Annotated in this window: 18 protein-coding genes and 1 tRNA gene; 12 read left to right on the top strand and 7 right to left on the bottom strand. The window is 70.3% G+C overall.

Annotated elements, in window-relative coordinates:
• Positions 1 to 33 precede the first annotated feature (33 nt).
• The gene (locus AB0G47_RS07775; protein WP_266867040.1) at positions 34 to 225 is read left to right on the top strand and encodes a hypothetical protein; all 192 of its coding nucleotides are present in this window, start codon (positions 34 to 36) and stop codon (positions 223 to 225) included.
• 3 nt (positions 226 to 228) lie between these two features.
• Positions 229 to 462, top strand: coding sequence for a hypothetical protein (locus AB0G47_RS07770; protein ID WP_006137425.1), 234 nt, complete (start codon positions 229 to 231; stop codon positions 460 to 462).
• Here AB0G47_RS07770 and AB0G47_RS07765 read toward each other — a convergent pair.
• On the bottom strand, positions 431 to 1,681 hold the full coding sequence (locus AB0G47_RS07765; protein WP_360765296.1) for a glycosyltransferase 87 family protein: 1,251 nt from the start codon (positions 1,679 to 1,681) through the stop codon (positions 431 to 433). The genes AB0G47_RS07770 and AB0G47_RS07765 overlap by 32 nt on opposite strands.
• Positions 1,682 to 1,794: 113 nt before the next feature.
• Between AB0G47_RS07765 and AB0G47_RS07760 the strand changes: the two genes are divergently transcribed.
• Positions 1,795 to 1,867 (top strand) — tRNA-Ala (locus AB0G47_RS07760).
• Positions 1,868 to 1,916: 49 nt separating this feature from the next.
• Here AB0G47_RS07760 and AB0G47_RS07755 read toward each other — a convergent pair.
• Together AB0G47_RS07755 and AB0G47_RS07750 are read right to left on the bottom strand one after the other, a co-directional pair.
• A complete protein-coding gene (locus AB0G47_RS07755) occupies positions 1,917 to 3,506 on the bottom strand; it encodes an NADH-ubiquinone oxidoreductase-F iron-sulfur binding region domain-containing protein (protein ID WP_360765294.1) in 1,590 nt (529 codons plus the stop codon).
• Positions 3,503 to 4,792 carry a ferric reductase-like transmembrane domain-containing protein gene (locus tag AB0G47_RS07750; protein WP_360765291.1) on the bottom strand — a complete coding sequence of 430 codons (1,290 nt, stop codon included), beginning with the start codon at positions 4,790 to 4,792 and terminating at the stop codon, positions 3,503 to 3,505. Before AB0G47_RS07750 ends, AB0G47_RS07755 begins: the two co-directional genes overlap by 4 nt.
• 423 nt (positions 4,793 to 5,215) lie before the next feature.
• Between AB0G47_RS07750 and leuS the strand changes: the two genes are divergently transcribed.
• The 6 genes from leuS to AB0G47_RS07720 all read left to right on the top strand — a co-directional run bounded on the left by leuS (position 5,216) and on the right by AB0G47_RS07720 (position 14,839).
• Positions 5,216 to 8,116 (top strand): leucine--tRNA ligase, encoded by a 2,901-nt coding sequence (leuS, locus tag AB0G47_RS07745; RefSeq protein WP_360765288.1) that lies wholly within the window; start codon positions 5,216 to 5,218, stop codon positions 8,114 to 8,116.
• Positions 8,117 to 8,235: 119 nt separating this feature from the next.
• Positions 8,236 to 8,979, top strand: a complete 744-nt coding sequence (locus AB0G47_RS07740; RefSeq protein WP_360765285.1) for a hypothetical protein — start codon at positions 8,236 to 8,238, stop codon at positions 8,977 to 8,979.
• Positions 8,980 to 9,041: 62 nt separating this feature from the next.
• Complete coding sequence (locus AB0G47_RS07735; protein WP_360765282.1) at positions 9,042 to 9,887, top strand: DegV family protein; 846 nt, start codon at positions 9,042 to 9,044, stop codon at positions 9,885 to 9,887.
• Between the two features lie 329 nt (positions 9,888 to 10,216).
• Positions 10,217 to 11,092, top strand: a complete 876-nt coding sequence (locus AB0G47_RS07730) for a ComEA family DNA-binding protein (RefSeq protein WP_360766518.1) — start codon at positions 10,217 to 10,219, stop codon at positions 11,090 to 11,092.
• Positions 11,089 to 13,764 carry a ComEC/Rec2 family competence protein gene (locus tag AB0G47_RS07725; RefSeq protein ID WP_360765279.1) on the top strand — a complete coding sequence of 892 codons (2,676 nt, stop codon included), beginning with the start codon at positions 11,089 to 11,091 and terminating at the stop codon, positions 13,762 to 13,764. The genes AB0G47_RS07730 and AB0G47_RS07725 overlap by 4 nt, the downstream gene beginning before the upstream one ends.
• Before the next feature lie 190 nt (positions 13,765 to 13,954).
• Positions 13,955 to 14,839 carry a YceI family protein gene (locus tag AB0G47_RS07720; RefSeq protein WP_360766515.1) on the top strand — a complete coding sequence of 295 codons (885 nt, stop codon included), beginning with the start codon at positions 13,955 to 13,957 and terminating at the stop codon, positions 14,837 to 14,839.
• A gap of 13 nt (positions 14,840 to 14,852) precedes the next feature.
• On the opposite strand, the gene AB0G47_RS07715 is transcribed toward AB0G47_RS07720, so the two are convergent.
• The gene (locus tag AB0G47_RS07715) at positions 14,853 to 15,098 is read right to left on the bottom strand and encodes a hypothetical protein (protein ID WP_360765276.1); all 246 of its coding nucleotides are present in this window, start codon (positions 15,096 to 15,098) and stop codon (positions 14,853 to 14,855) included.
• Positions 15,099 to 15,234: 136 nt separating this feature from the next.
• On the opposite strand from AB0G47_RS07715, the gene holA reads away from it, so the two are divergent.
• Complete coding sequence (holA, locus tag AB0G47_RS07710; RefSeq protein ID WP_360765273.1) at positions 15,235 to 16,218, top strand: DNA polymerase III subunit delta; 984 nt, start codon at positions 15,235 to 15,237, stop codon at positions 16,216 to 16,218.
• Positions 16,219 to 16,542: 324 nt separating this feature from the next.
• Here holA and rpsT read toward each other — a convergent pair whose 3' ends face one another.
• Positions 16,543 to 16,809: a 30S ribosomal protein S20 gene (gene rpsT / locus AB0G47_RS07705; RefSeq protein ID WP_266867063.1), complete on the bottom strand. Its 267-nt coding sequence runs from the start codon at positions 16,807 to 16,809 to the stop codon at positions 16,543 to 16,545.
• A gap of 258 nt (positions 16,810 to 17,067) precedes the next feature.
• On the opposite strand from rpsT, the gene lepA reads away from it, so the two are divergent.
• Together lepA and AB0G47_RS07695 are read left to right on the top strand one after the other, a co-directional pair.
• A complete protein-coding gene (gene lepA / locus AB0G47_RS07700) occupies positions 17,068 to 18,939 on the top strand; it encodes a translation elongation factor 4 (protein ID WP_360765269.1) in 1,872 nt (623 codons plus the stop codon).
• Positions 18,940 to 19,207: 268 nt separating this feature from the next.
• A complete protein-coding gene (locus AB0G47_RS07695) occupies positions 19,208 to 21,097 on the top strand; it encodes an AMP-dependent synthetase/ligase (RefSeq protein ID WP_360765266.1) in 1,890 nt (629 codons plus the stop codon).
• 47 nt (positions 21,098 to 21,144) lie between these two features.
• Here AB0G47_RS07695 and AB0G47_RS07690 read toward each other — a convergent pair whose 3' ends face one another.
• Positions 21,145 to 21,732 (bottom strand): response regulator, encoded by a 588-nt coding sequence (locus AB0G47_RS07690; protein WP_360765263.1) that lies wholly within the window; start codon positions 21,730 to 21,732, stop codon positions 21,145 to 21,147.
• 12 nt (positions 21,733 to 21,744) lie between these two features.
• Positions 21,745 to 25,848 carry a HAMP domain-containing protein gene (locus AB0G47_RS07685; protein ID WP_360766512.1) on the bottom strand — a complete coding sequence of 1,368 codons (4,104 nt, stop codon included), beginning with the start codon at positions 25,846 to 25,848 and terminating at the stop codon, positions 21,745 to 21,747.
• Positions 25,849 to 26,024: the final 176 nt, after the last annotated feature.

The raw sequence follows: 26,024 nt of genomic DNA, 5'->3' as shown, positions 1-26,024 counted from the left end.
ATCACCGAATGTGACCCGACGGAAGGGAGAGCGATGCCTGCGAGCATCCTCGAAGGGGCCGAAGGCCTCATCGATGTGGCCGCGCCGCGCCGCGCTGCCGCTCCCTTCGCGGCGATCGCCCTCCTGACCTGTCCGTCCTGCGGTTCGTCCCATGTCGCCCAAGTGCTCGGCGACAACGGCGGTGTCTCGTACGTGTGCACGGCCTGCGGCCACAGCTGGAGCTGATCGATGGGTGCACACAGGCGGAAGTGCGACTGGTGCGGCAGTGGTACGCCGATCGTCCGCGACATGGAACCGGTCAACCAGGACTACCAGTACTGGTGCGAGGAATGCGCGCGGGCGCTGATCATAAAAGGCGACCCCATCGAGACGTACCGCGAGCTCGAAGGGGAGCCGATCTACGGTCGGCTGCTCGACGAGCACTGCACGCTCAAGCGCTTCTACTCCTTCGCCACGGCTTGACCGCCGGTCGGGCCCGGCGTCCGATCCCTTGCAGCATCCCTTGCAGGAGGAACGCGAAAGCGGTCACTACGTAGAGGGCGGACAGCGTCATCTGGCCATAATTCTGGCCGAGTTCAAGCCGTCCCACGCCATGCGGCACCCACCACAGGGCGTACGAGCAGAAGACCAGCGTGACGGCTCCGGTCGCCGCCCATCTGGCCCGGCCGCCCCGGCGCACCGCCGCCGTCCACGCAAGCAGCGCCATCGGTACGCACCACACCCAGTGGTGCGACCACGACACCGGGCTGACCAGGAGTGCCGTCGCCGCACAGGTCACCGCCGCGCGGGCGCGCTCGCCGCGCAGCTCGGCGGCGACGGCGACGGCGAGGCCGAGCGCGCCGACCGCTGCCGCGGTCACCGCCCACCGCAGGCCCGGTTCCTCGGTGTGCAGAAGCCGTGCGATGACCCCGCGCAGCGACTGGTTCGCGGTGTCCTCGGCGAGCCCGACCCGGCCCGCCTCGAAGACCATCCGGGTCCAGAAGCGCCAGGAGTCGTACGGCAGGACGGCGGCCGCGAGCAGCGTCGCGCCGGCGAACGAGGCGGCGGCCACGCACGCGTGCCGCACGGGTACCCGCCACTGCCCCCGCCGCACGGCCTCGGTGGCACCGGTCAGCAGCAGGAACACCGCGAAGAGCGCGGGCGTGAGCTTGATCGCCGCCGCGATGCCGATGCCCACGCCCGCCCAGCGGTGGCCCGGTCGCCGGGACAGGTCCCACAGGACCAGGACGGCGAGCAGCAGATTGATCTGGCCGTACCGCAGCGTCGTCCACACCGGCTCCGCCCAGATCGCGAGCGCCGCCACCCACAACGCGCTCTCCACGCCCGCGTGCCGCGGATCTCCGATCAGGCGCAGGGAGAGGCGGACGAGCACCACGAGCAGCAGCAGGTTCCCCAGCGTCGCCAGGGTGCGCATGTCCGCCGTGTCCAGGAGCGTCAGCGGCGTGAAGAGGAGGGCGGCGAACGGCGGGTAGGTGGTGGGCAGATGGGCCTCGGTGGTGCGCAGCGCGTAGAGGTCGCCGCCCGCGCGCACGGTCTCGCCCTCGGCGCGGTAGACCATCAGGTCGATCATCGAGACGTCGGCGGCACGCTGCGCGAGCCAGAAGGCCGTGAAGGACAGCAGGCAGCCCCAGGCGGCGGGGGGAACGCGGCGACGGGCGGCGGCGAGCGCGATCACGGTCACGAAGGCAGACAGTACCGGCCGTATCCGTACAGAAGGGAAACGATTTGGTGGAGCACGGGGAGGACCGTGTAATGTTGGCGGAGCCGCCGGGGGAACCGGGCGGAAGCAAGCAAGGGGCTATAGCTCAGTTGGTAGAGCGCCTGCATGGCATGCAGGAGGTCAGGAGTTCAATTCTCCTTAGCTCCACAGAAGATGAGAGCGGGCCACCCGGATCGGGTGGCCCGCTTTCGTGTGTCTAGGAGCGCCCGCTTCCCAGTGCCCTGCGGCCGCGGCCCGGCGGCAGTGCGGGCGGCAGTGCCGGGCGCGGTGGTGCCACCGAGGGGTCCTCCTCGATGCGGAGCGCGAGCGCCGGGCAGCGGCGTACGGCACGCGCGGCGCGCGCTTCGGAGTACTGCGGTACGGGCGCCTCCGCGACGCCGGGGAAGCCGTCGGGGCCCAGCTGGATCAGCTCCGGGACGATGTCCGCGCACAGGCCGTGGCCCTGGCAGAGCGTCCAGTCGACGGCGAGCTTGCGGCCGCTCGGCACCTCTCCCTGGGGAGCCTCCGCCTGGAGCGGCAGGACACCCTCCACGGGGCGGCCGCAGCCGCCGCCAAGGACATGCGCGGCGAGGTCGTCCGTGAACGCCGAGATCGTCGAGTCCAGGAAGGCCGCCGAGCCGTCCGGGTGTTTGCAGGCGCCGCGCCGCTTCACGGCCCGGGTCACCTCGCGCAGCGCCTCAAGGGCCGTCGGCCCGCCGCCGTCCAGGATGTCCGCGAGGCCGCGCGCCGCCGCAGGAAGCCCCAGATAGCAGGGGCCGCACTGGCCCGAGCTCTCGGCGGCCAGCCAGTGCGCCACGCGCAGCGACTCCCCGAGGGCGCAGGTGCCCGGGCCGATGGGCAGGATGGCGCCCGCGCCGAGCGCGCCCCCGCAGGCCTCCAGGGAGGCGCGTGAGACGACCGCGTCATGGGCGGTGATCGCGTCGAGCCACTTGCCGTGATAGCCGCCCGTCAGGACGCCCTGGGGGAGCGGCGGCGCGCCGGCCAGCTGCAGGACGTACCGCAAGGGCACTCCGGTGGGGACCTCCACCACCATGGGGCGGGCGACCGCTCCGGAGACGGTGAGCAGCACCGTGCCCGGCTCGTCCCGCAGGCCGGTGCGGCGGTAGCGGTCGGCGCCGATCCGGGCGGCGACCGCGAGCTGGGCGAAGGTCTCCGCGTTGGACAGCAGCGTGGGCGCGCCGCCGACCCCGGAGTCGGAGGTCCGCAGTTTGCGCCCCGGGGGCAGCGGCGGGCCGCCGTCCGCCGAGCGGACCAGGGCCGACGACTCGCCGGTCACCATGCGCACCGGATTGCGCTGCACGCGCGCGCGGATGCCCGATCCGCGCCGGTTGGTCAGGCCGCGCTCGGCGAGCGCCGACCGCATGGAGGACTCCGTGGAGTCGCGGGTCACGCCGATGACGAGGGTGCGGGCGCCCAGCGCCTCGGCTGCGAGGAGCGCGCCGTCCAGGATGAGGTGGGGGGCGCGGTTGATCAGGACGGTGTCCTTGCGGCAGGCCGGTTCGTCCTCGCTTCCGTTGACGACGACCACGGGGCGCACCCCACGACGTATCGCGGAGTCGGCGACCGCGCGCAGCTTCCGGGCGAAGGGGAAGCCCGCGCCGCCCCTGCCGCGCAAGGAGATGTCTTCGGAGAGGGTGGCCAGGGACTCGCCTGCCATGGGTTCCAGGGGCCCGTGCACCTTCAGGTGCATCGCCAGATCAAGACGCTCGACCAGGTCGAAGCCCGAGGTCAGGAGCGGAAGTCCGACCACGCGGACTTCGGGGACATCGGGCAGCGACGCGTTCACTTGGGGCCTCCGGTGGCGGCGTTCCAGGGTTCGCCAGGACTCGGCGCCTGGAAGGTGTGGGGCAGCGGTTCGGTGGCGGGACCGCTGTCGTACGGGGCTTCGTACGTGGGCGTGGGGTCGTACGCCGGTTCGTACGTGGAGCCGTACGAGGTGTCGTGGGAGCGATAGGCGGCCTCTTCGGAGACGTACGCCGTGTCGTGCGTGGTGTCGTAGGTGTCATAGGAGTCATGGGAGGAGTCGTACGGCATACGGGGAGCCTCGGCGGGAGGCGGTGGAGACGGGGACGGCCAGCGGGGCGGCGGGTCGGTGACGGGCAGGACCTCCGTGGGCCTGTTGTCGGATGCGAGCACGCGGTAGGCCGCGGCGATGCCGACCACGGGGGTCGGATCGGGCTCGGCTTCGGGGTAGGGGGCACGGCCGGGAGCGGCGGTCGTGCCGGGGAGCGGCGATTCGGCGGTGTCCCTGCGGGCGGGCCTGCTCCGCTCATCCGGTTCGAGGACGGCCAGGATCCGGGCGGCGACCTTCCGCTTGACCGGGAGCGGGGCGGCGCGCAGCGCGACGGCTCCCGCGACGGCGATCAGGCACAGGCAGTAGAGGGCGATCACCCACGGTTTGGGCGCGCGTCCCGCGTACAGGCCGTGGATCAGCGCCGAACACCAGGCGGGGTAGGCGAGCATGTGCAGCGCACGCCAGCGCGAGGCGATCTGGGCCGGTGACGCGAAGGCGCTGCGCAGGGCCCCGGTGATGCCCGTGGTCACCATGAGGAGCCCGGCGAGCGAGCCGAGGCCGATGAGCCCGTCGCTTCCGGAGAAGCCGAGGCCGAAGGGGATGAGCGCGCCGACCGGCGACACATGGTCGAGCGCGAGTTTGACGGTGACGTGCAGCAGCAGGAAGCCGATGGAGGCGACCGCCGTGGCCCGGTGCACGGCCTGGGCGAGCAGTCGCTGACGGGAGTGCAGGAAAAGGCGGTCCGTGGCGACCAGGCCCCAGACCACGGCGGCGGTCAGGCTGACCAGGGACAGGACGCCGGTGGTGAAGTCGAGGGCGGCGCGGAAGGCGTCGCTCCCGGCTATGACGAGCAGGGGTATCAGCAGCAGCGCCGCCGTGGACAGGACTCCGCGGGTGGCTCTGCTGGGTTCGGGGAACGCCGGGAACGTGCGGCTTTCGCGATCAGTGCGGCTCTTGCGGCCCGAACGGGGCGAACGGGCCGTGCGAGTGCGAGTGGTGCGGCTCTTGCGATCGGTGCGGCTTGCGCGGCTCTTGTGATGAGGATTCAGAGGGTTCATGGGGGCGACTCCGAGATGGCTCGATCGCCGCATGCTAAGTCGCCTCATACCAGCGAGTACGGGGTTTGAGTTATTGCGTTGTTATAAAACCGCGACGCGATCTTGGTGTTGCCCCGATAGTGGTCGGTACGCGGAGTAACCCTTGGCCAAAGGTGGAGTCCGGGCTTCCGGTGGGCCTCCGGAGCGTCATGAGGCGTGATCGAGCGTCACGGCCCGGCTCGTCGCGGGCCGCGCGGGGGCTGCGGTACCCTGACGCCATGCGTGCCGTACGCCTTCTGCTTAGCGGGCCGCGCTGATCAGTCCCGACCGCCGGTAATTCGCGGTCGGCATCGGCGCGGCGTCCCCTCCTGTGCGAGGGGCATTTTTATTTGGCCGGGACGGTCAATTCCGCAGGCAGAGACGATCGATGGAGCTTTGAGGATCATGAGCGAGACGAATTCTGCTGCCGCCTCCGAGGTGGCCGCGCCGCACCGCTACACGGCCGTCCTGGCCGCCGAGATCGAGGCACGCTGGCAGGACTTCTGGGACGCCGACGGCACGTACGAGGCGCCGAACCCGAGCGGCGACATGGCAGCGGGCGACGCCGCGCAGGCCGCACTGGTCGCCAAGCCCAAGCAGTTCATCATGGACATGTTCCCGTACCCCTCCGGTGCGGGCCTGCACGTCGGTCACCCCCTGGGGTACATCGCCACGGACGTCTACGCGCGCTTCCAGCGCATGACGGGCCACAACGTCCTGCACACCCTGGGCTTCGACGCCTTCGGCCTGCCCGCCGAGCAGTACGCCGTGCAGACGGGCACCCACCCCCGGGTCTCCACCGAGGCCAACATCGAGAACATGAAGTCGCAGCTGCGCGGTCTGGGCCTGGGCCACGACAAGCGCCGCTCCTTCGCGACGATCGACCCGGACTACTACAAGTGGACCCAGTGGATCTTCGTCCAGATCTTCAACTCCTGGTACGACGACGAGGCGAAGAAGGCCCGTCCGATCGCGGACCTGGTCGCGCAGTTCGAGACCGGTGAGCGCGCCGTACCGAACTCCACGCGCGCGTGGCACGAGCTGAGCGCCAACGAGCGCGCCGACGTCCTGAGCGAGTACCGCCTGGCGTACGCCTCCGACGCCCCCGTCAACTGGTGCCCCGGCCTGGGCACCGTCCTGGCGAACGAGGAGGTCACCGCCGACGGCCGCTCCGAGCGCGGCAACTTCCCCGTCTTCAAGGCCAAGCTGCGCCAGTGGAACATGCGCATCACCGCGTACGCCGACAGGCTGCTGGACGACCTGGACGCCCTGGACTGGCCCGAGGCCATCAAGCTGCAGCAGCGCAACTGGATCGGCCGCTCCGAAGGTGCCCGCGTCGACTTCCCGGTCGGCTCCGGCGACGACGCGATCACCGTCTTCACGACCCGTCAGGACACCCTGTTCGGCGCGACCTACATGGTCCTGGCGCCCGAGCACGAGCTGGTCGACAAGATGATCCCGGCCGCCTGGCCCGAGGGCACCCACGACGTGTGGACCGGCGGGCACGCGACGCCGGCCGAGGCCGTCGCCAAGTACCGCGCGTTCGCCGCCGCCAAGTCCGACGTGGAGCGCCAGGCCGACGCCAAGGAGAAGACCGGCGTCTTCACCGGCGTCTACGCCACCAACCCGGTCAGCGGCGAGCAGGTCCCGGTCTTCATCGCCGACTACGTACTGATGGGCTACGGCACCGGCGCGATCATGGCCGTTCCGGCGCACGACAGCCGCGACTTCGCCTTCGCCCGCGCCTTCGAGCTGCCCATGCGGTGCGTGGTCCAGCCCTCGGACGACCGCGGGACCGACGCGTCGACGTGGGAGGACGCGTTCGGTTCGTACGAAGCGAAGCTGGTCAACTCCTCCGGAGAAGGCATCTCGCTGGACGGCCTGGGGGTCGTCGACGCCAAGGCGCGCATCACGGAGTGGCTGGCCCGCAAGGGCATCGGTGAGGGCACCGTCAACTTCCGCCTGCGCGACTGGCTGTTCAGCCGCCAGCGCTACTGGGGCGAGCCCTTCCCGATCGTCTACGACGAGGACGGCATCGCCCACGCGCTGCCCGAGTCGATGCTGCCCCTGGAGCTGCCGGAGGTCGACGACTACAGCCCGCGCACCTTCGAGCCGGACGACGCGGACACCTCTCCGGAGACGCCGCTGTCCCGCAACGAGGACTGGGTCAACGTCACCCTGGACCTGGGCGACGGGCCCAAGAAGTACCGCCGCGAGACCAACACCATGCCCAACTGGGCCGGTTCCTGCTGGTACGAGCTGCGCTACCTGGACCCGAACAACGACCAGAAGCTGGTCGACCCGGCCATCGAGCAGTACTGGATGGGCCCGCGCGCGGGCCAGCCGACCGGCGGTGTCGACCTGTACGTGGGCGGCGCCGAGCACGCCGTGCTGCACCTGCTGTACGCCCGCTTCTGGTCGAAGATGCTGTTCGACCTGGGGCACATCTCGTCCGCCGAGCCGTTCCACAAGCTGTTCAACCAGGGCATGATCCAGGCCTACGTGTACCGCGACAGCCGTGGCTTCCCGGTCCCGGCCGCCGAGGTCGAGGAGCGCGACGGCCGGTACTTCTTCGAGGGCGAGCCGGTCAAGCGCGAGCTGGGCAAGATGGGCAAGTCCCTGAAGAACGCGGTCACTCCGGACGAGATCTGCGAGGAGTACGGCGCGGACACCCTGCGTCTGTACGAGATGGCGATGGGCCCGCTGGACGTCTCACGCCCGTGGGACACCCGCGCGGTGGTCGGCCAGTACCGCCTGCTGCAGCGCATGTGGCGCCTGATCGTCGACGAGTCGACCGGTGAGGTCACGGTCGCGGACGTCGCGGAGACCGAGATCGCCGAGGGCACCCTGCGCGCCCTGCACAAGGCGATCGACGGGGTGCGCCAGGACCTGGGCGGCATGCGGTTCAACACTGCCATCGCCAAGATCACCGAGCTGAACAACTACCTGACCAAGGAGGGCGGCGCGCTGCCGCGCTCGGTCGCCGAGCGCCTGGTGCTGCTGATCGCGCCGCTGGCCCCGCACGTGGGCGAGGAGCTGTGGCGCAGGCTGGGCCACACCGACTCGGTGGTCCACCAGGACTTCCCCGTCGCCGACCCGGCGTTCGTCGTGGACGAGACCGTGACCTGTGTCGTGCAGATCAAGGGCAAGGTCAAGGCGCGCCTGGAGGTCTCCCCGTCGATCTCGGACGATGAGCTGGAGAAGGTGGCCCTGGGCGACGAGCGGGTACTGGCGGCGCTGGACGGCGCCGGGATCCGCAAGGTCATCGTGCGGGCGCCGAAGCTGGTGAACATCGTCCCGGCGTAGCACATAGGGGTCTTCCCTTACGGGCAGGCTGGGGGTTCTGCTGGAACCCTCGGCCTGCCCTTTGCGTTTACCGTTGAAGGGTCGGTGCGGAACCCGCCGCAGGACCTGAGAGGAGCGTCATGGAAGCCGTGATCGCAGTCGTGGCGCTGCTCGTCGTGCTGTTCCTGGCCCTGGGTGCGTACGCGACGGTGAAGGTGGTCGGCGCGGCCAAGCGCGGCGTGGACCGCACGATCTCGCAGGCGCGCCGGACGGTGGAGGACACGACGCTCCGGGCGAAGAGCTTCGGACAGATCGGCCCCGCGGGCGAACTGGCCCAGCTGCGGCTCTCGTTGCGCACCTCGATGCGCGCCACGCAGGAGACGCTGCAGGCGGGCGTGGTCGAGGACGCCTCGCTGAAGGAGTCCCTGGGGCTCTTCGAGCGGCTGAGCGCCCATGGCCATGAGCTGGACGACGAACTCAGGCGGCTCGAGCGGGACCCGGACAAGGGCAGCCTGGCCGAGCGGCTCCCCGGGCTGCGGGAGCGCACGGAACAGATCACCAAGGCGGCGGACTCCCTGCGGTGGTCGGCGCGCGACCGCGCCCGCAGGTTCGCCGACGACGACCTGGACTCGCTGAGCACGCAGATCGACATGGAGGCGGGTGCGCTGCGGCACTGGACGACGGAGCCGTCGTCGACGCAGACCCCGGCCTCTGAGAGTTCCTGGCCCGAGCCGCAGGCCGGCGCGGACCAGGACGCCGAGCAGACCTGGGCGGAGCCGTCCAAGACGTCCGAACAGGAGCCCGAGCAGCCCGCGATCAACCCGCCGGCGCCGCAGCCGGTCTACCCCTGGCAGAAGAAGGCCAGGCCCGAGAGCACGACCTGACGGGCCCGTCTACAAAGGGGTCGGGCTGCCGCCTCCGGGTCCAGGCAGGTAATCTCCAGCGCATGTCCCGTCATGTCGCGATCGTCACGGATTCAACGGCCTACCTGCCGCAGCGGACGATGGAGCGGCACGGCATCACAGCGGTGCCACTGACCGTGGTCCTCGGCGATCAGGCGCTTGAAGAGGGCACGGAGATCTCCGCCCGCTCGCTCGCCCTGGCGCTGCAGAAACGGCGGCCGGTGACCACCTCCCGGCCGAGCCCCGAACTCTTCGCCCAGACCTATCGCAAGGTCGCGGAGGCGGGCGCGACGGCGATCGTCTCACTGCATCTGTCCGCCGAGTTCTCCGGCACGTACGACGCGGCGGTCCTCGCGGCGCAGGACGCGCCGGTGCCGGTGCGGGTGGTGGACACCGGGATGGTCGCGATGGCCCTGGGGTTCTGTGCGCTCTCGGCGGCGGAGGCGGCCGAGTCCGGCGGTTCGGTGGACGATGCGGTGGCCGCCGCGGAGAAGCGGGCCGCGGGCACGTCCGCGTACTTCTACGTCGACACGCTGGACTATCTGCGCCGGGGCGGGCGGATCGGTGCGGCACAGGCGCTGCTCGGCTCCGCGCTCGCCGTGAAGCCGCTGCTCCAGCTGGACGGCGGACGCATCGAGATGCTGGAGAAGGTACGGACGGCGTCGAAGGCGATCGCCCGCCTTGAGGAGATCGTGGTCGAGCGGGCCGGGGCGAACCGCGTCGACATCGCGGTGCATCACCTGGCGGCGCCGGAGCGGGCCGCGGCGCTCGCCGAGCGGCTCAGGGAACGGGTGCCGGACCTGGCCGAACTGCATGTCAGCGAGGTGGGCGCGGTGATCGGGGCGCACACGGGGCCGGGGCTGTTGGGGGCCGTGGTCTCGCCTCGCTGAGGCGGTCGGTGCGCCTGTGGGTGACGGAGTTATCCACAACTCGTGGGTAATCCACGGGAATTGACCAAGATCAACATAATTTTGGTGCACTGCCTAGCGTCGTCGGCATGGCACTTCGATCACCTTCACAGGCATCACGTTCGCAGACCTCACCTTCACAGGCCTCACCTTCGCGGACATCACTCTCGCGGTCGTCTCTTCCGCGGGCGTCTGGCGCTACGAGTGGGCCGGGGCGGGGTCGTGGTTCCGACGGTCGCGCTTCGGATGGTCGCGGGGGTCAGCGGCACGCCCGCAGACGGGCCGTCCGGCGGCATGCTTCGGCGGAGGCGCTGCGGCTGCGCGCGGAGGCGCTGTTCGCCGAGCCTGAACGGGCGGGCGGCGGCGTCGGGTTGAGGTCGGGAGCGCCTCCGGATGCGCGGCCGGCGGGGCGGCCTGTCGCCGAACCGGTGGGGCCTGTTGCGGAGTCGCCGGTGCGGGGGCGGGTGGGTCTTGCCGTGCGGGAGCGGCTTCCGCTGTGGCTGCAACTCAGGTGTGGGCTTGAGCGGCGGAGCCTGATCGCGCTGGTGGCCGTGCTCGTCCTCGCCGCAGTGCTCGCCGCCCAGCACTTCTGGGCGGGGCGCACGCTGCCGGTGCGGGCGCCGGAGGTGGTGCGGGCGGCGTCGGGCGGCGAGGCGGAGCCGTCTCCGTCCCCCGGGGTTCCGCCTCCGGAGGGCGGCGGTCCACCGGCGGCTGGCTCAGGGGGCGCGGCGGACGGCGAGGTCGGTGGCGGCGTCGTCGTGGACGTCAGCGGGAAGGTCCGCAGTCCCGGCATTCTGCGGCTGCCCGCGGGATCCAGGGTCGCCGACGCGCTGAAGGCGGCGGGCGGGGTCCGCCCCGGCGCGGACCTGGACGGCCTCAATCGCGCCCGGCTGCTCATCGACGGCGAACAGGTGGTGGTGGGCGCACCGGCGACGGCACCACCCGCCGCGTCGGGCGCCGGGGCTGCGGCGGGGCCGACGGGAGCGAGTCCCGCCGCGCCGGTCGGGCTGAACACGGCCACCGCCGAGCAGCTCGACGGGCTGCCCGGTGTCGGTCCCGTACTGGCCCAGCACATCATCGACTACCGCACGGAGCACGGCGGCTTCCGCTCGGTCGACGAACTGCGCGAGGTCAACGGCATCGGCGACCGCCGCTTCGCCGACCTGCGGAATCTGGTGCGGCCATGAGGCCGGCGCCCTCGGCCGCGGGGGCTGCCGCGCCCCCCGTCCGCCCCGCGGTGCACGCGTCGTCCGGGCGCCGGCTCGGGGACTCCCACCCCCGGCAGGAGGGCCCGGTGGACCTCCGCCTCGTGCCGCCCGCGCTGGCGGCCTGGGGGACGGCGGCTCTGGCGCTCGACGCCCCGCCTCGATGGGTGATCGCGGCCGTGGTCGTCTGTGTGGTGGTGGCGGGCGCCCTGTTGGTGACGCTGACGGTGCGGGGGTGGCCGACGGGCGCGGGCCGATCGGCTGTGCGGGGGCGGCGGCAGGGACAGGAGTGCGCGCGGGCTGCGGGGCGCCGGCCGCCGTGGGGACGGGTCTCGGTGGCGACGGCACTCCTCTGCAGCGCGGCAGCCGCGACGTCGGCGGGCCTGCACGGTGCCGACCTGCACCGCGGACCCGTCCCCGCGCTGGCCCGTCAGTACGCGGAGGTGGATGCCGAGTTGGAGGTCACGTCCGACCCCCGCCACACCCGCCCCCACGTCACGGGGGACCGGTCCGTCCCGCCCTCCGTCATGCTGAACGCGGAGATCGTGCGGGTCGGTTCGGCGAACGGCACGACAGCCGTGACGCGCACCCCGGTCCTGGTCATCGCCAGGGACGCGACCGCTGAGCGCGGCCGTGCAGGGGATCCCGGCAGGGGCGGGCGTCCTGATCCGCGTGCTCGTCAGGCGAGCTGGTTCGCGTTGTTGCCCTCGACCCGGGTGCGGGTGCAGGGGAGTCTCGCGCCTCCATTGCCGCGGGGGGATCGGATCGCGGCGGTGCTGCGGGTCTCCGGGGAGCGGGAGCCGCGTGTGGTGGAGGGGCCGTCCGGGGCGCAGCAGGTCGCCGGACGGCTGCGGGGCGGGTTGCGGGAGGCCACGGACGGGTTGCCGGCCGACGCGCGGGCATTGCTGCCCGGGCTCGTGGTCGGGGACACCTCGCGCGTGCCGCCCGATCTCGACGAGGCCTTCCGGGCGACCGATCTCACCCATCTGCTCGCCGTCAGCGGGGCCAACCTCACGATCGTGCTCGCGCTGCTCATCGGCCCGCCCGGCATCGCGCAGCGCGCCGAGCGGCGGGGCTTCGCCCCACGCCTTGGGATGTCGTTGCGGACGACCGCGCTCGTCGGGGGCGCTCTCACCCTGGGCTTCGTGATCGTCTGCCGACCCGATCCGAGCGTGCTGCGGGCGGCGGCCTGCGGTCTCATCGCCCTGCTCGCCATCGGCACCGGGCGCCGCCGGTCGTTGATCCCCGCCCTGGCCGCCGCCGTGCTGCTGCTCGTCCTCTACGACCCCTGGCTGGCCCGCAGCCCCGGATTCCTGCTGTCCGTCCTGGCCACCGGCGCCCTGCTCACCCTCGCCCCGCGGTGGAGCGCGTCCCTCCAGAGACGCCGGGTTCCCCCGCGCCCGGCCGAGGCGCTCGCCGCGGCGGCCGCCGCGCAGGCGGTGTGCGCACCGGTCGTCGCCGTCCTGGCGGCCCGGGTGAGCCTGGTGGCGGTGCCCTGCAATCTCCTTGCGGAGGTCGCCGTCGCGCCCGCCACGGTCCTTGGCTTCGCCACCCTGGCGGTGGCGCCTGTGATGATGCCGGTCGCCAAGTTCCTTGCTTGGTGCGCCAGTTGGCCCACCGGATGGATCGCGGACATCGCCCGTACGGGTGCGGCGCTGCCCGGCAGCGGTGTCGACTGGCCCGGTGGCTGGCGCGGCGGGCTGCTGCTCGCCGCCGGCACGGTCGTCGTCGCCCTGGTGGGGCGCGGGCTGCTGCGGCGCCCATGGCTCGCCGCGGCCTGCGCCCTGCTGTTCCTCCTCGCGGTCGTGCAGCCGCCGCCGCTGACCCGGGTGATCGCGGGGTGGCCCCCGGCGGGCTGGCGGTTCGCGATGTGCGATGTGGGTCAGGGGGATGCCACCGTGCTCGCGGCGGGGGACGGTGCGGGGGTGGTCGTCGACGCGGGGCCCGACCCGGTGCTCGTTGACCGCTGTCTGCGTTCGCTCGGCGTGACGCGCGTTCCGCTCGTGCTCCTGACGCACTTTCACGCCGACCATGTCGCGGGCCTGCCGGGCGTGCTGCGCGGGCGCCGGGTCGGCGCGATCCAGACGACGGGGTTTCAGGAGCCGCCGGACCAGGCCGAGTTCGTGCATGCGCAGGCGGCCGCCCATCGCGTTCCGGTGACCCGGGCCGTGGCGGGGGAGCGGCGGCGCACCGGAGGCCTCGACTGGCAGGTGCTGTGGCCCATGGCCCAGGGGGTGGGCCGGGGGCTGACTCCCGAGGGGCCCAACGATTCCAGCGTCACGCTGCTCGTCCGCGCGGAAGGGCTCACGCTGTTGCTGCTCGGAGATCTCGAACCGCCCGCCCAGCGGGCCCTGTTGCGGACACCTGCCGTGGCGTCGCTGCCGGAGGTGGATGTGCTCAAGGTCGCCCATCATGGCTCGGCGTATCAGGACCCCGGGCTTCTGAGACGGTCCGCGCCCCGCCTCGCGCTCATCTCCTGCGGCCGCGACAACTCCTACGGCCACCCTTCACCGCGCACGATCGAGGCGTTGCGGGCCGGGGGAGCGGAGGTGCTGCGGACGGACAGGAATGGCTCGATTGCTGTCATCGGACCGACGGCAGGAGTGGCGGAAGGCGCGGCTCCGGAGATGGAGGTGGTCACACGGCCGCCCTAGCTGATCGATCCGCCCGAGCTGATTGATCCGCCCGAGCTGATCAATTCGGGCCAGTACGGGCCAGTCGCGACAGTTCAAGCGCCAGTGCGTGATTCCTGCGATGTAGGGCCGTGTTGCATCGAATGCCGCAACGGTGATCGAATGCCCCTTCGGGACAGGAGTTGTCAAGTAGCGCGGGGGTATGTCGCACATGTTCGGCCGTTGGCTGGGGAACCGTACGAACCGAGGCGGCGGAGCAGGAGGACCGCTGTCCGCCGTGCCGGTTCCGCCCAGTGCGGGGGTGCTCAGCTGCCGGGTGCTCGACCCCGTCAACGAACCGGTGCGGCACGCGGAGTTCGCGGTCAGCGACGCCATGGGCCGCAAGGTCGTCACCGGGGGGATGGATCCGTTCGGCTCGTTCGTGGCGACGGTTCCGGCCGGTGACTACCGCCTGGCGGTCTCCGCGGAGGGGTTCACGCCGTACCGGGCGAACACCACGGTCGGGGAGAGCACGCACGCGTCGCTCGGCGATGTGATGCTCCAGGTCGCGCACCCTCCGGCGCTGCCCGATGCCGGGGACTGGGAGATCGACCCCCTGCATTCCTCGGTCGGCTTCACCGCGCGGCACATCGGTCTTGCCCGTATCCACGGACGCTTCAACAGCTTCGCGGGCGCGATCCGGATGGCCGACCGGATGGAGAACTCCGCGATGCATGTCGTCATCGACGCGGCCTCCATCGACACCGGGGTGAAGATGCGCGACGACCATCTGCGGTCCGGCGACTTCCTCGACGTGGAGCGGTTCCCGACGATGGAGTTCTACAGCGACCGCTTTGTGCACAAGGGCGGCAGCCGCTGGGCGGTCACGGGCGGCCTCACGCTGCACGGCGTGACGCGCACGGTCACGCTGGACACCGAGTATCTCGGGGTCGGCCGGGGGCTTGAGGGCGAGACCCGGGTCGCCTGCCGTGCCACCACCGAGCTGCACCGCGACGACTTCACGATCACCTGGCAGACGATGCTGGCGCGCGGTATCGCCGCGATCGGCCCCAGCATCACGATCGACCTCGACATCCAGGTCCTGCCCAAGGGCTGACCGCCAGAGGTCCCTATGGAGCCTCCAGCCAGCCCTCGTGCTCCGCCGCGAGTGCGTCGAGGGCCGCGCGGTCCAGGCGCCGCTCCGGGTCCTCGACCACGACCAGCCACTGGGCGTCCTCGGCGTCGTCCTCGCCGGCCAGGGCGTCACGGACGAGCTGAGGTTCCTCGGCGACACGGAAACGGTCGGGGAGCTCTTCGGCCACTTCCTCCGCGGCATCGCGGTCGGGCAGCACCAGGACATGTCGTACGTCGGTCACCTGCCCATTCTCCGGTACCGGGTGAGCGGCTCGGGAACCGGCCTTATGGGATGGACTGCCGTACGGGATGGACTGCCGTACGGGACGGGCTGCCGTACGGATGGACTGTCAGTGCCGCGTGGGATGCTTGACCGCGATGGCCAGGAAGACAGATACCGCCGACCCGCTCGCTCCCCTCACGCTCGCCGTGGGGCAGGAGGACCTTCTCCTCGACCGTGCCGTGCAGCAGGTGGTCGCAGCCGCCCGCGCCTCCGACGCGGACACGGACGTACGCGACCTCACCCCCGACCAGCTGCAGCCCGGCACGCTCGCCGAGCTGACCAGCCCCTCGCTCTTCGCCGAGCGCAAGGTCGTGGTCGTGCGCAACGCGCAGGATCTGTCGGCCGACACGGTCAAGGACGTGAAGGCGTATCTCGGTTCGCCGGCCGAGGAGATCACCCTCGTCCTGCTGCACGCGGGCGGCGCCAAGGGCAAGGGCCTGCTCGACGCGGCCCGCAAGGCGGGGGCCCGTGAGGTCGCCTGCCCCAAGATGACCAAGGCCGCGGACCGGCTCTCGTTCGTACGGAGCGAGTTCCGCACGCTCGGCCGTTCGGCCACGCCTGAGGCCTGCCAGGCCCTGGTCGACTCGATCGGCAGCGATCTGCGGGAGCTGGCCTCCGCGGTCTCCCAGCTGGTGGCGGATGTCGAGGGCACGATCGACGAGGCGGTCGTCGGGCGGTACTACACGGGTCGTGCGGAGGCCTCCAGCTTCACGGTGGCCGACCGTGCCGTGGAGGGGCGGGCCGCGGAGGCGCTCGAAGCGTTGCGGTGGTCTCTGTCGACCGGGGTCGCGCCCGTTCTGATCACCAGTGCGTTGGCGCAGGCCGTGCGGGCGATCGGGAAGCTGTCCTCTGCGAGGGGCGGGCGGCCGGCTGATCTTGCTCGGGAGCTGGGGATGCCGCCGTGGAAGATTGATCGCGTCCGGCAGCAGATGAGGGGCTGGACCCCGGACGGGGTCGCCGCCGCGTTGACCGCTGTCGCGGCGGCCGATGCGGGGGTCAAGGGGGGCGGGGATGATCCTGAGTACGCCCTGGAGAAGGCCGTCGTTGCCATCGCTCGCGCGGCGCGGTCGCGGCGCTAGGCGTTGCTGCTGAGTTCGCGCCGTTTGGCACCTGCTGGTTCGGAGTGTGCGGGTCGGATGTGGCTGGTCGCGCAGTTCCCCGTGCCCCTAAAGGGGCACACCCCCGCAGTTGAAGGGGCAGCCCCCGGCAGCTAAAGGGGCACACCCCCGGCAGCTAAACCCGCACCCCCTGCGGGGCCCGGACACAGCAATGCCCCCAGAGTGGGTCCGGGGGCATTGTCGCAGCGTGGCGTACTGCGTGGTCTGTCCGCGATTCGAGGTAGAGGGCTCGAATTACCCTCGCGGGAGGATTGATCAGCGCCCCGGCGAGCCGGGGCAAGGGCTTCAGCCCTGGAGGGTCGAGACCTTCGAAGCAAGCGCCGACTTCTTGTTGGCGGCCTGGTTCTTGTGGATGACGCCCTTGGAGACGGCCTTGTCGAGCTGGCGCGAAGCCTCGCGCGTGGCCTCGACGGCCTTCTGGGTGTCACCCGCGGCAACGGCCTCGCGGGCCTTGCGGATCGCGGTCTTCAGGGAAGACTTGACCGCCTTGTTGCGCTGACGCGCCTTCTCGTTGGTCTTGATCCGCTTGATCTGGGACTTGATGTTCGCCACGAAAGAGCCTTTTCAGGTTCAGGTACTGCAGAGGTACTGCAGATGAGTTTTTTTGACACGTGCCTCAGAACCGAGAGGGCCAGGAGACACAGCTGCCCAGATTACCAGCCGCCCCGCGACCGGCCCAATCCGGGCCTGGTCCCCGCCGCGAGCGGCCCACACCTGGCCCAGTGCCCCACCCATGGGACCATGGAACCTACGTATCGATCCGGAGATCCGACCCCGAGGCGACAGGCGCCTCAAGAGACAGGACCCTGCGTGCCCGCGACCCCTAAGAATGTGCCCGAGCCGAGCCGTACCGACCCGGCTCTGATCCGTAATTTCTGCATCATCGCGCACATCGACCACGGCAAGTCCACGCTCGCCGACCGCATGCTCCAGCTGACCGGTGTGGTCGAGCAGCGCCAGATGCGTGCTCAGTACCTCGACCGGATGGACATCGAGCGCGAGCGCGGCATCACGATCAAGTCCCAGGCGGTGCGTCTGCCCTGGGCCCCCACCGAGGGCCCCGAGCAGAGCAAGACCCACATCCTCAACATGATCGACACCCCGGGGCACGTGGACTTCACGTACGAGGTGTCGCGCTCGCTGGCGGCCTGTGAGGGCACGATCCTCCTTGTCGACGCGGCCCAGGGCATCGAGGCTCAGACTCTCGCCAACCTCTACCTGGCGATGGAGAACGACCTCAAGATCGTCCCGGTGCTCAACAAGATCGACCTGCCGGCCGCCCAGCCGGAGAAGTTCTCCGAGGAGCTGGCCAATCTCATCGGCTGCCAGCCGGAGGACGTCCTTAAGGTCTCCGCGAAGACCGGCATGGGCGTCGAGGCGCTGCTCGACAAGGTCGTGGCCGAGGTCCCGCCGCCGGTCGGCGTCGCGGACGCGCCCGCCCGCGCGATGATCTTCGACTCGGTCTATGACTCCTACCGGGGCGTCGTGACGTACGTACGTGTCGTCGACGGCCAGCTCAACAAGCGTGAGCGGATCCGGATGATGTCCACCGGCGCCACGCACGAGCTGCTCGAGATCGGTGTCTCGTCCCCCGAGATGACCTCGGCCGACGGCATCGGCGTCGGCGAGGTGGGCTACATCATCACCGGCGTGAAGGACGTCCGTCAGTCCAAGGTCGGTGACACGATCACCTCCCTGCACAAGGGCGCGACCGAGGCCCTTGGCGGTTACAAGGACCCGAAGCCGATGGTCTTCTCGGGTCTCTACCCGCTGGACGGCTCCGAGTACCCCGACCTGCGCGAGGCCCTGGACAAGCTGCAGCTCAACGACGCCGCGCTCGTGTACGAGCCGGAGACGTCGGCAGCGCTCGGCTTCGGTTTCCGCGTCGGCTTCCTGGGTCTGCTTCACCTCGACGTGATCCGTGAGCGGCTCGAGCGCGAGTTCGGGCTCGACCTCATCGCCACCGCTCCCAACGTGGTCTACCGCGTGATCATGGAGGACGGCGCCGAGCACACCGTCACCAACCCGAGCGAGTTCCCCGAGGGCAAGATCGACGAGGTCTACGAACCCGTCGTACGCGCCACGATCCTCGCCCCGAGCGAGTTCATCGGCTCGATCATGGAGCTGTGCCAGAACCGGCGCGGCACCCTGCTCGGCATGGACTACCTCTCCGAGGACCGCGTGGAGATCCGCTACACGCTGCCGCTCGCCGAGATCGTCTTCGACTTCTTCGACCAGCTGAAGTCCAAGACGCGCGGCTACGCCTCCCTCGACTACGAGCCCACGGGCGAGCAGGCCAGCAGCCTGGTCAAGGTCGACATCCTGCTGCACGGCGACAAGGTCGACGCCTTCTCCGCCGTCACGCACAAGGACGCGGCGTACGCGTACGGCGTGCGGCTCGTCGCCAAGCTGCGCGAGCTCATCCCGCGGCAGGCCTTCGAGGTGCCCGTGCAGGCCGCGATCGGTTCCCGGGTCATCGCCCGCGAGACCATCCGCGCCATCCGCAAGGACGTCCTCGCCAAGTGCTACGGCGGTGACATCTCCCGTAAGCGCAAGCTGCTCGAGAAGCAGAAGGAGGGCAAGAAGCGCATGAAGATGGTCGGCTCCGTCGAGGTGCCGCAGGAAGCCTTCATCGCGGTGCTCTCCAGCGACGACAGCGGCCCCGGCAAGCCCAAGAAGTAGCCCCGGCAAGCCCAAGAAGTAACAGACGCCCCGCCCGACGCGGGCATCACGACGGGTCCGTCGCGCTTTTGCGCGGCGGACCCGTTCTGTATGAGGTGACAGGCAGAAGCTGTAGGAAGTGACAGGCAGAAGGCCCTTACGCAGCGGGCCTCGGCGCTCTACTCTGATCACCACTCGCAGGTTACTCGCAAGTTAAACAAGCAGCCGCCAGAGCAAATCAAGCAGGCCGCCAGCCAGTCGCCGCACTGTCGCGGGCCCGGAGGATGTCGTGAGCGACACACAGACCTTGATCGAGAACCGTCCGCCGTCCGTGGCGCATCTCTTCCTGGAGCGCGTGGCTGCCACGCCGGACGCCGAGGCCTACCGCTATCCCGTGCCGGCGGCCGCCGGCGAGGGCCCCGACGACTGGAAGTCGCTGAGCTGGGCGCAGGCCGCCGAGCGCGTCTACGCCATCGCCGCGGGCCTGATCGAGCTCGGCCTCGCGCCGGAGGACCGGGTGGCGCTCGCCTCGTCGACCCGGGTCGAGTGGATCCTCTCCGACCTCGGCATCCTCTGCGCCGGCGCGGCCACCACCACGGTGTATCCGCAGACCAACGCCGAGGAGTCCACCTACATCCTGGCCGACTCCGGCAGCCGGGTGCTGATCGCCGAGAACGCCGAGCAGCTCGCCAAGGCGCGCGAGAAGCGGGCCGAGCTGCCCGAGCTCAAGCACGTCGTGGTGATCGACACCGAGGGCGCCGAGCCCGTCGACGGCGACCCCGACGGCTGGCTGCTCACGCTCGCCGACCTGGAGGCGCGCGGCGCCGCCCACCTGGAGAAGAACCCGGAGGCGGTCAAGGAGCGGATCGCCGCCATCACCAAGGACCAGCTCGCCACGATCATCTACACCTCCGGCACCACGGGTAAGCCCAAGGGCGTGCGGCTGCCGCAGGACAACTGGTCGTACATGGCGAAGGCCATCGCCGCGACCGGTCTGCTCGGCCCCGACGACGTGCAGTACCTGTGGCTGCCGCTCGCGCACGTCTTCGGCAAGGTGCTGACCTCCGGGCAGATCGAGCTCGGGCACGTCACCGCCGTCGACGGCCGCGTGGACAAGATCATCGAGAACCTTCCGGTGGTGCAGCCGACGTACATGGCGGCCGTGCCGCGCATCTTCGAGAAGGTCTACAACGGCGTCGCGGCCAAGGCGCGGGCCGGCGGCGGTGCCAAGTACAAGATCTTCGTGTGGGCCGCCGAGGTCTCCCGCGAATACGCGAAGGTCAGCCAGGACAACTTCCGCAGGACCGGCAACGCCTCGGTGCCCTTCGGGCTCGGCGCCAAGCACAAGGTCGCCGACGCGCTCGTCTACTCCAAGCTGCGGGAGGCCTTCGGCGGACGCCTGCGCGCCGCCGTCTCCGGCTCGGCGGCGCTCGCGCCCGAGATCGGCTACTTCTTCGCCGGCGCCGGGATCCACATCCTCGAGGGCTACGGCCTGACCGAGTCCTCCGCGGCCTCCTTCGTGAACCCCGGCGAGGCCTACCGCACCGGCACCGTCGGCAAGCCGCTGCCCGGCACCGAGGTCCGGATCGCCGACGACGGTGAGATCCTGCTGCGCGGCCCCGGCATCATGGAGGGCTACCACGGCCTGCCGGACAAGACGGCCGAGGTGCTCGAATCCGACGGCTGGTTCCACACCGGGGACATCGGCGAGCTGTCCCCCGACGGGTACCTGAAGATCACCGACCGCAAGAAGGACCTCATCAAGACGTCCGGCGGCAAGTACATCGCGCCCGCCGAGGTCGAGGGCCAGTTCAAGGCCGTGTGCCCGTACGTCTCCAACATCCTGGTGCACGGCGCCGACCGGAACTTCTGCACCGCCCTGATCGCCCTCGACGAGCCCGCCATCCTGGACTGGGCCAAGGAGAACGGTCTGGAGGGCAAGAGCTACGCCGACGTGGTCGCCGCCCCGGCGACGGTCACGCTCATCGAGGGCTATGTGAAGCAGCTCAACGAAGGCCTGCAGCGCTGGCAGACCGTCAAGAAGTTCAAGCTGCTCCCGCGCGACCTGGACATCGAGCACGGCGAGCTGACGCCCAGCCTCAAGCTGAAGCGCCCGGTCGTCGAGCGTGAGTACCAGCACCTGATCGACGAGATGTACGCGGGCTCGCGCGAGGCCTGAGCCTCAACTCCCGCACGCGGACGGGGTGTTCACGGGCTTCGCGGCCCTCATCTGTCACTCCGTCCGCGCCGCATCTCCTTCACCATCTCCTCCATGTGCGTCACATGGTGGCGCAGTTCAAGGACGTCCTTGAGGCTGCTGGCGGCCATGTGCGTCTCGATCGCCGCGAGGCGCGCCGCCAGTTCGTCGAACTGCTGCTGTTCCCGCGCCAGAATGCGCTCCAACTGCTGGTTCTTGCGGTGCAGTTCGAGAAAGACGGTGACCTTGGCGCGCAGCACCCACGGGTCGAACGGCTTGGTGAGATAGTCGGCGGCGCCCGTCGCGTAACCGCGGAAGGCGTACCCCGCGTCGTTGTCCGTGCCCGTCAGAAAGATGATGGGTACGTCCTTGGTCTGGTCGAGCCGTTTGATGTTCGACGCGGTCTCGAAGCCGTCCATCCCCGGCATCCGTACGTCCAGGAGGATCACGGCGAATCGTTGCCGCAAAATCGCCTTCATCGCCTCCTCGCCCGAACGGGCGCGTACCAGTGGTTCGTTGAGCGACCCCAGAACGGCTTCGAGCGCCATCAGGTTGTCCTCCATGTCATCGACAAGGAGGATGCTCGCGCGGTTGTCGTTCATGACCTCAGTGCTCATGCTGACGGTGCCTCACTCGGACCTTGGCGGAACAGCGCTCTCCCCTGATGCGCGCGGCTGCTCCGGGACAACGGGTTTCTCGGGTGGTGTGGTGGCCGGTGTGGTCAGTTCCACGGCGTCCGTACCACCATCTGGAGCCAGTAGGGTGCAGGCCACGCTGAGCAGTTGGTCCACATCCACGGGCTTGGGTACGTAGTCGGTGGCGCCCTGCGCGATCGCCTTGTCGCGGTCGCCGGGCATCGCCTTGGCGGTCAGCGCGATGATGGGGAGGCTGGACCAGCGCGGGCTGCGGCGGATCGCGGCGATCGTTTCGTAGCCGTCCATCTCCGGCATCATGATGTCCATCAGGACGATGTCGACGTCCGGGTTGCGCTCCAGGGTCTCGATGCCCTCGCGGCCGTTCTCCGCGTACAGGACCGGCATGCCCACCCGGCTCAGTACGTGTGTCAGGGCGAACACATTGCGGATGTCGTCGTCCACGATGAGCACCCGGCGGCCGCGAAGGACCCGGCCCGCCCGGCCTTCGCGGTACTCCTCCAGCTTGGTGGGCGTGGGCCAGTTGTCGTCCCGGTCGTGGAAGGTGTGCGGGGACATGGCCGCCCGGTCCTCCGGGGGCGGCGGGGCGTTGGTCCGGGCCGCCGCGTACGCCGCGGCGGCGGCCCCGTGTCCGGGGTGCACCACGGGGATGTACAGCGTGAAGGTGGAACCCTGGCCGGGGCTGCTCTCCGCGGTGATGCGGCCGCCGAGGAGTCCGGCGATCTCGCGGCTGATGGAGAGGCCGAGGCCGGTGCCGCCGTACTTGCGGTTGGTGGTGCCGTCGGCCTGCTGGAACGCCTCGAAGATGACGGGGAGTTGCTCGGGAGGGATGCCGATGCCGGTGTCCTTGACGGCGATGCAGATCAGGTCGTCGCTTTCCTGGCGCGGCCGGTCGGCAGGGTGCTTGACGCGGGTCACGCGCAGCTCGACGCGGCCGCTCGCGGTGAACTTGACCGCGTTCGACAGGAGGTTGCGCAGGATCTGCTGGAGGCGCTGCTCGTCGGAGAACATCTCGCGCGGCACGTCCTCGCCGACCGACACCTCGAAGGCGAGACCGCGGTCGAGGGTGAGCGGGCGGAACGTCGCGTGGACGTAGTCGAGGACCTTGATGAGGGGGAGGCTCTTGGGGCGCACGTCCATCCGGCCCGCCTCGATCTTCGACAAGTCCAGGATGTCGTTGATGAGTTGGAGAAGGTCCGAGCCCGAGCGGTGGATGGTCGTCGCGAACTGGACCTCCTGGTCTGAGAGATGGTCGTCGGGGTTGTCGGAGAGCAGCCGGGCCAGGATGAGCAGCGAGTTCAGCGGGGTGCGCAGCTCGTGCGACATGTTCGCGAGGAACTCCGACTTGTACTGCGACGACGTGGCCAGCAGTGCCGCCTTCTCCTCGAGTTCGGCATTGGAGCGCTGCAACTCGGCCTGCTGGAGCTGGAGTTCGTCCGAGCGGTCCTGCAGCTGGGTGGCGAGCCGCTGGGACTCGCTGAGCAGTGATTCCGTACGGGAGTTGGCGATGATGGTGTTGATCGCGACGCCGATGGTGCTCACGAACTGGTCGAAGAACGCGAGGTGGACGTCGGAGAAGCGGGAGAACGTGGCGAGCTCGATCACGCCGAGCAGCTTGTCCTCGAAGAGGATCGGGATGATCACGAGGCTGGCCGGCGTCGCGTCCCCGAGCCCCGAGGTGATCTTGATGTAGTCGGGCGGCACCTCGTCGACGAGGATCCGCTTCTTCTCAAGGGCCGCCTGCCGCACCAGACCGTGCGCGGGCATCGCGCCGGTGTCGACGACCGAGCCCTGCGCCGAGCCGTATCCCGCGATGAAGGCGAGCCCCTTGACCGGCGGAGTCTGCGGCGTCGCGCTGTCCTCGGCGTCCGGGTCGGCCAGGAAGAACGCGCCGTACTGGGCGTTCACCAGCGGGGTCAGCTCGCGCAGGATCAGATCGGCGACCTCCATCAGGTCGCGGTGGCCCTGCATCAGGCCCGCCAGCCGGGCCAGGTTGGACTCCAGCCAGTCCTTGGCGCGGGTGGTCTCACGGAGGTTGGACACCATCAGGTTGATGTTGTCCTTGAGTTCGGAGACCTCGCCGCGGGTCTCGACCGTGATGGAGCGGGTCATGTCGCCCTGGGCGACGGCGGACGCGACCTCGGCGATCGCGCGGACCTGGGTGGTGAGGTTGAGGGCCAGCTCGTTCACGCTCGTCGTCAGGCGCTTCCACGTGCCGTACACACCCTCGACCCTTGCCTGGCCGCCCAGTTGACCCTCGGAGCCGACCTCGCGGGCCACCCGGGTGACCTCGGAGGAGAACGAGGACAGCGTGTCCACCATGGTGTTGATGGTGGTCTTCAGCTCCAGGATCTCGCCGCGCGCGTCGACGTCGATCTTCTTGGACAGGTCGCCCTCGGCGACCGCCGTCGCCACCTGCGCGATGTTGCGGACCTGGCCGGTGAGGTTGTCCGCCATGTAGTTGACGTTGTCCGTGAGGTCCTTCCACACGCCCGATACGCCGAGGACCTGGGCCCGGCCGCCGAGCCGCCCGTCCGTGCCGACCTCGCGGGCCACCCGCGTCACCTCGTCGGCGAAGGCCCGCAGCTGCTCCACCATCGTGTTGACGGTGTCCTTCAGCTCCAGGATCTCGCCGCGCGCCGTCACCGTGATCATCTTGGACAGATCGCCGTTGGCGACGGCCGTCGTCACCTGCGCGATGTTCCGCACCTGCGACGTCAGGTTCAGCGCCATGAAGTTGACGTTGTCGGTGAGGTCCTTCCATACGCCGGAGACCCCGCGCACCTGCGCCTGACCGCCGAGGTTGCCCTCCGTGCCGACCTCGCGGGCCACGCGGGTGACCTCGTCGGCGAAGGCGGAGAGCTGGTCGACCATCGTGTTGATCGTCGACTTCAGTTCGAGGATCTCGCCCTTCGCCTCGACCGTGATCTTCTTGCCGAGGTCGCCCTGGGCGACCGCCGTCGACACCAGCGCGATGTTCCGCACCTGCGAAGTGAGGTTGTCCGCCATGAAGTTGACGTTGTCGGTGAGGTCCTTCCATACGCCCGAGACCCCGCGCACCTGAGCACGCCCGCCCAGATTTCCCTCCGTGCCGACCTCGCGCGCGACCCGTGTCACCTCGTCGGCGAACGCGGAGAGCTGGTCGACCATCGTGTTGACCGTCGACTTCAGCTCCAGGATCTCGCCCCGCGCGTCGACGGTGATCTTCTGGCTCAGATCGCCGTTCGCGACGGCGGTCGTCACCTGCGCGATGTTGCGGACCTGCGAAGTGAGGTTGGAGGCCATGAAGTTGACGTTGTCGGTGAGATCCTTCCAGACCCCCGACACGCCCCGCGCCTGCGCCCGGCCGCCGAGCTGCCCCTCCGTGCCGACCTCGCGCGCCACCCGCGTCACCTCGGCCGCGAACGCGGAGAGCTGGTCGACCATCGTGTTCACGGTGAGCTTCAGCTCGAGCAGCTCGCCCGTCGCCTCGACCGTCACCGTGCGCGTCAGATCGCCCTGCGCCACCGCCGTCGTCACCAGGGCGATGTCCCGGACCTGGGCGGTGAGCCGGGACGCCATCGTGTTCACGGCCTCCGTCACGTCCCGCCAACTCCCCGACAGGCCACGGACCTTGGCGCGCCCGCCGAGCCGCCCCTCCGTGCCGACCTCGCGCGCGACCCGGGTGACCTCGCCGGTGAAGAGCGACAGCTGGTCGACCATCGTGTTCACCGCGCGGCCCAGGCGCCGCAGATCGCCCCGCAGTTCACGCGAGCCGTCGTGCAGGTCCATACGCTGGGTGAGGTCGCCGCCCGCGACCGCGTTCAGGACGCGCGTGGCGTTGGCCGCCGGCGCGACCAGCGAGTTGAGCAGCGAGTTCACGTTCATGACGCGGGTGGTCCAGCTGCCCTGTCCGGGGCTCGCCGAGAACCGCTCGTCGAGGTGGCCGTGGCGGATGATCTCCCGGCGTACGCGGGTGAGTTCGCTGTCGAAGTGGAGCGAGCGGTCCAGCATCTCGTTGAACACCGTGTGCAGCTCGGCGGCCAGGCCGCCACCGGTCACCGCGGTCTTGGTGAAGTCCCCGTCCCGCGCGGCCCGCATCGCCGCCAGGAGGGAACGCAGATCGGAGGTCAGCTCCGCGGAGCTCTCGACGGATGCGGCCGTGTTTTCGACGGATACGGCCGTGCTTTCGACAGACATGACCGTGCCCTCGAGGGATGTGACCGTGACCGGATCCGGCACGGGTATCGGAGCCGGAATCTGACCGAAACCGAGCG

This window comes from Streptomyces sp. NPDC021622, assembly GCF_040640795.1.
Classification (GTDB): Bacteria; Actinomycetota; Actinomycetes; order Streptomycetales; family Streptomycetaceae; genus Streptomyces.
This window is presented reverse-complemented; position numbering and strand designations above follow the sequence as displayed.

What these genes read in the sequence shown, in the direction of transcription:
- AB0G47_RS07775 (WP_266867040.1), top strand. Translation starts at nt 34, where the DNA reads ATGCCTGCGAGCATCCTCGAAGGGGCCGAAGGCCTCATCGATGTGGCC.
- AB0G47_RS07685 (WP_360766512.1), bottom strand. Translation starts at nt 25,848, where the DNA reads ATGCGGGCCGCGCGGGACGGGGACTTCACCAAGACCGCGGTGACCGGT.
- AB0G47_RS07750 (WP_360765291.1), bottom strand. Translation starts at nt 4,792, where the DNA reads ATGAACCCTCTGAATCCTCATCACAAGAGCCGCGCAAGCCGCACCGAT.
- AB0G47_RS07720 (WP_360766515.1), top strand. Translation starts at nt 13,955, where the DNA reads ATGTTCGGCCGTTGGCTGGGGAACCGTACGAACCGAGGCGGCGGAGCA.
- AB0G47_RS07690 (WP_360765263.1), bottom strand. Translation starts at nt 21,732, where the DNA reads ATGAGCACTGAGGTCATGAACGACAACCGCGCGAGCATCCTCCTTGTC.
- AB0G47_RS07770 (WP_006137425.1), top strand. Translation starts at nt 229, where the DNA reads ATGGGTGCACACAGGCGGAAGTGCGACTGGTGCGGCAGTGGTACGCCG.
- AB0G47_RS07725 (WP_360765279.1), top strand. Translation starts at nt 11,089, where the DNA reads ATGAGGCCGGCGCCCTCGGCCGCGGGGGCTGCCGCGCCCCCCGTCCGC.
- leuS (WP_360765288.1), top strand. Translation starts at nt 5,216, where the DNA reads ATGAGCGAGACGAATTCTGCTGCCGCCTCCGAGGTGGCCGCGCCGCAC.
- AB0G47_RS07735 (WP_360765282.1), top strand. Translation starts at nt 9,042, where the DNA reads ATGTCCCGTCATGTCGCGATCGTCACGGATTCAACGGCCTACCTGCCG.
- holA (WP_360765273.1), top strand. Translation starts at nt 15,235, where the DNA reads ATGGCCAGGAAGACAGATACCGCCGACCCGCTCGCTCCCCTCACGCTC.
- AB0G47_RS07740 (WP_360765285.1), top strand. Translation starts at nt 8,236, where the DNA reads ATGGAAGCCGTGATCGCAGTCGTGGCGCTGCTCGTCGTGCTGTTCCTG.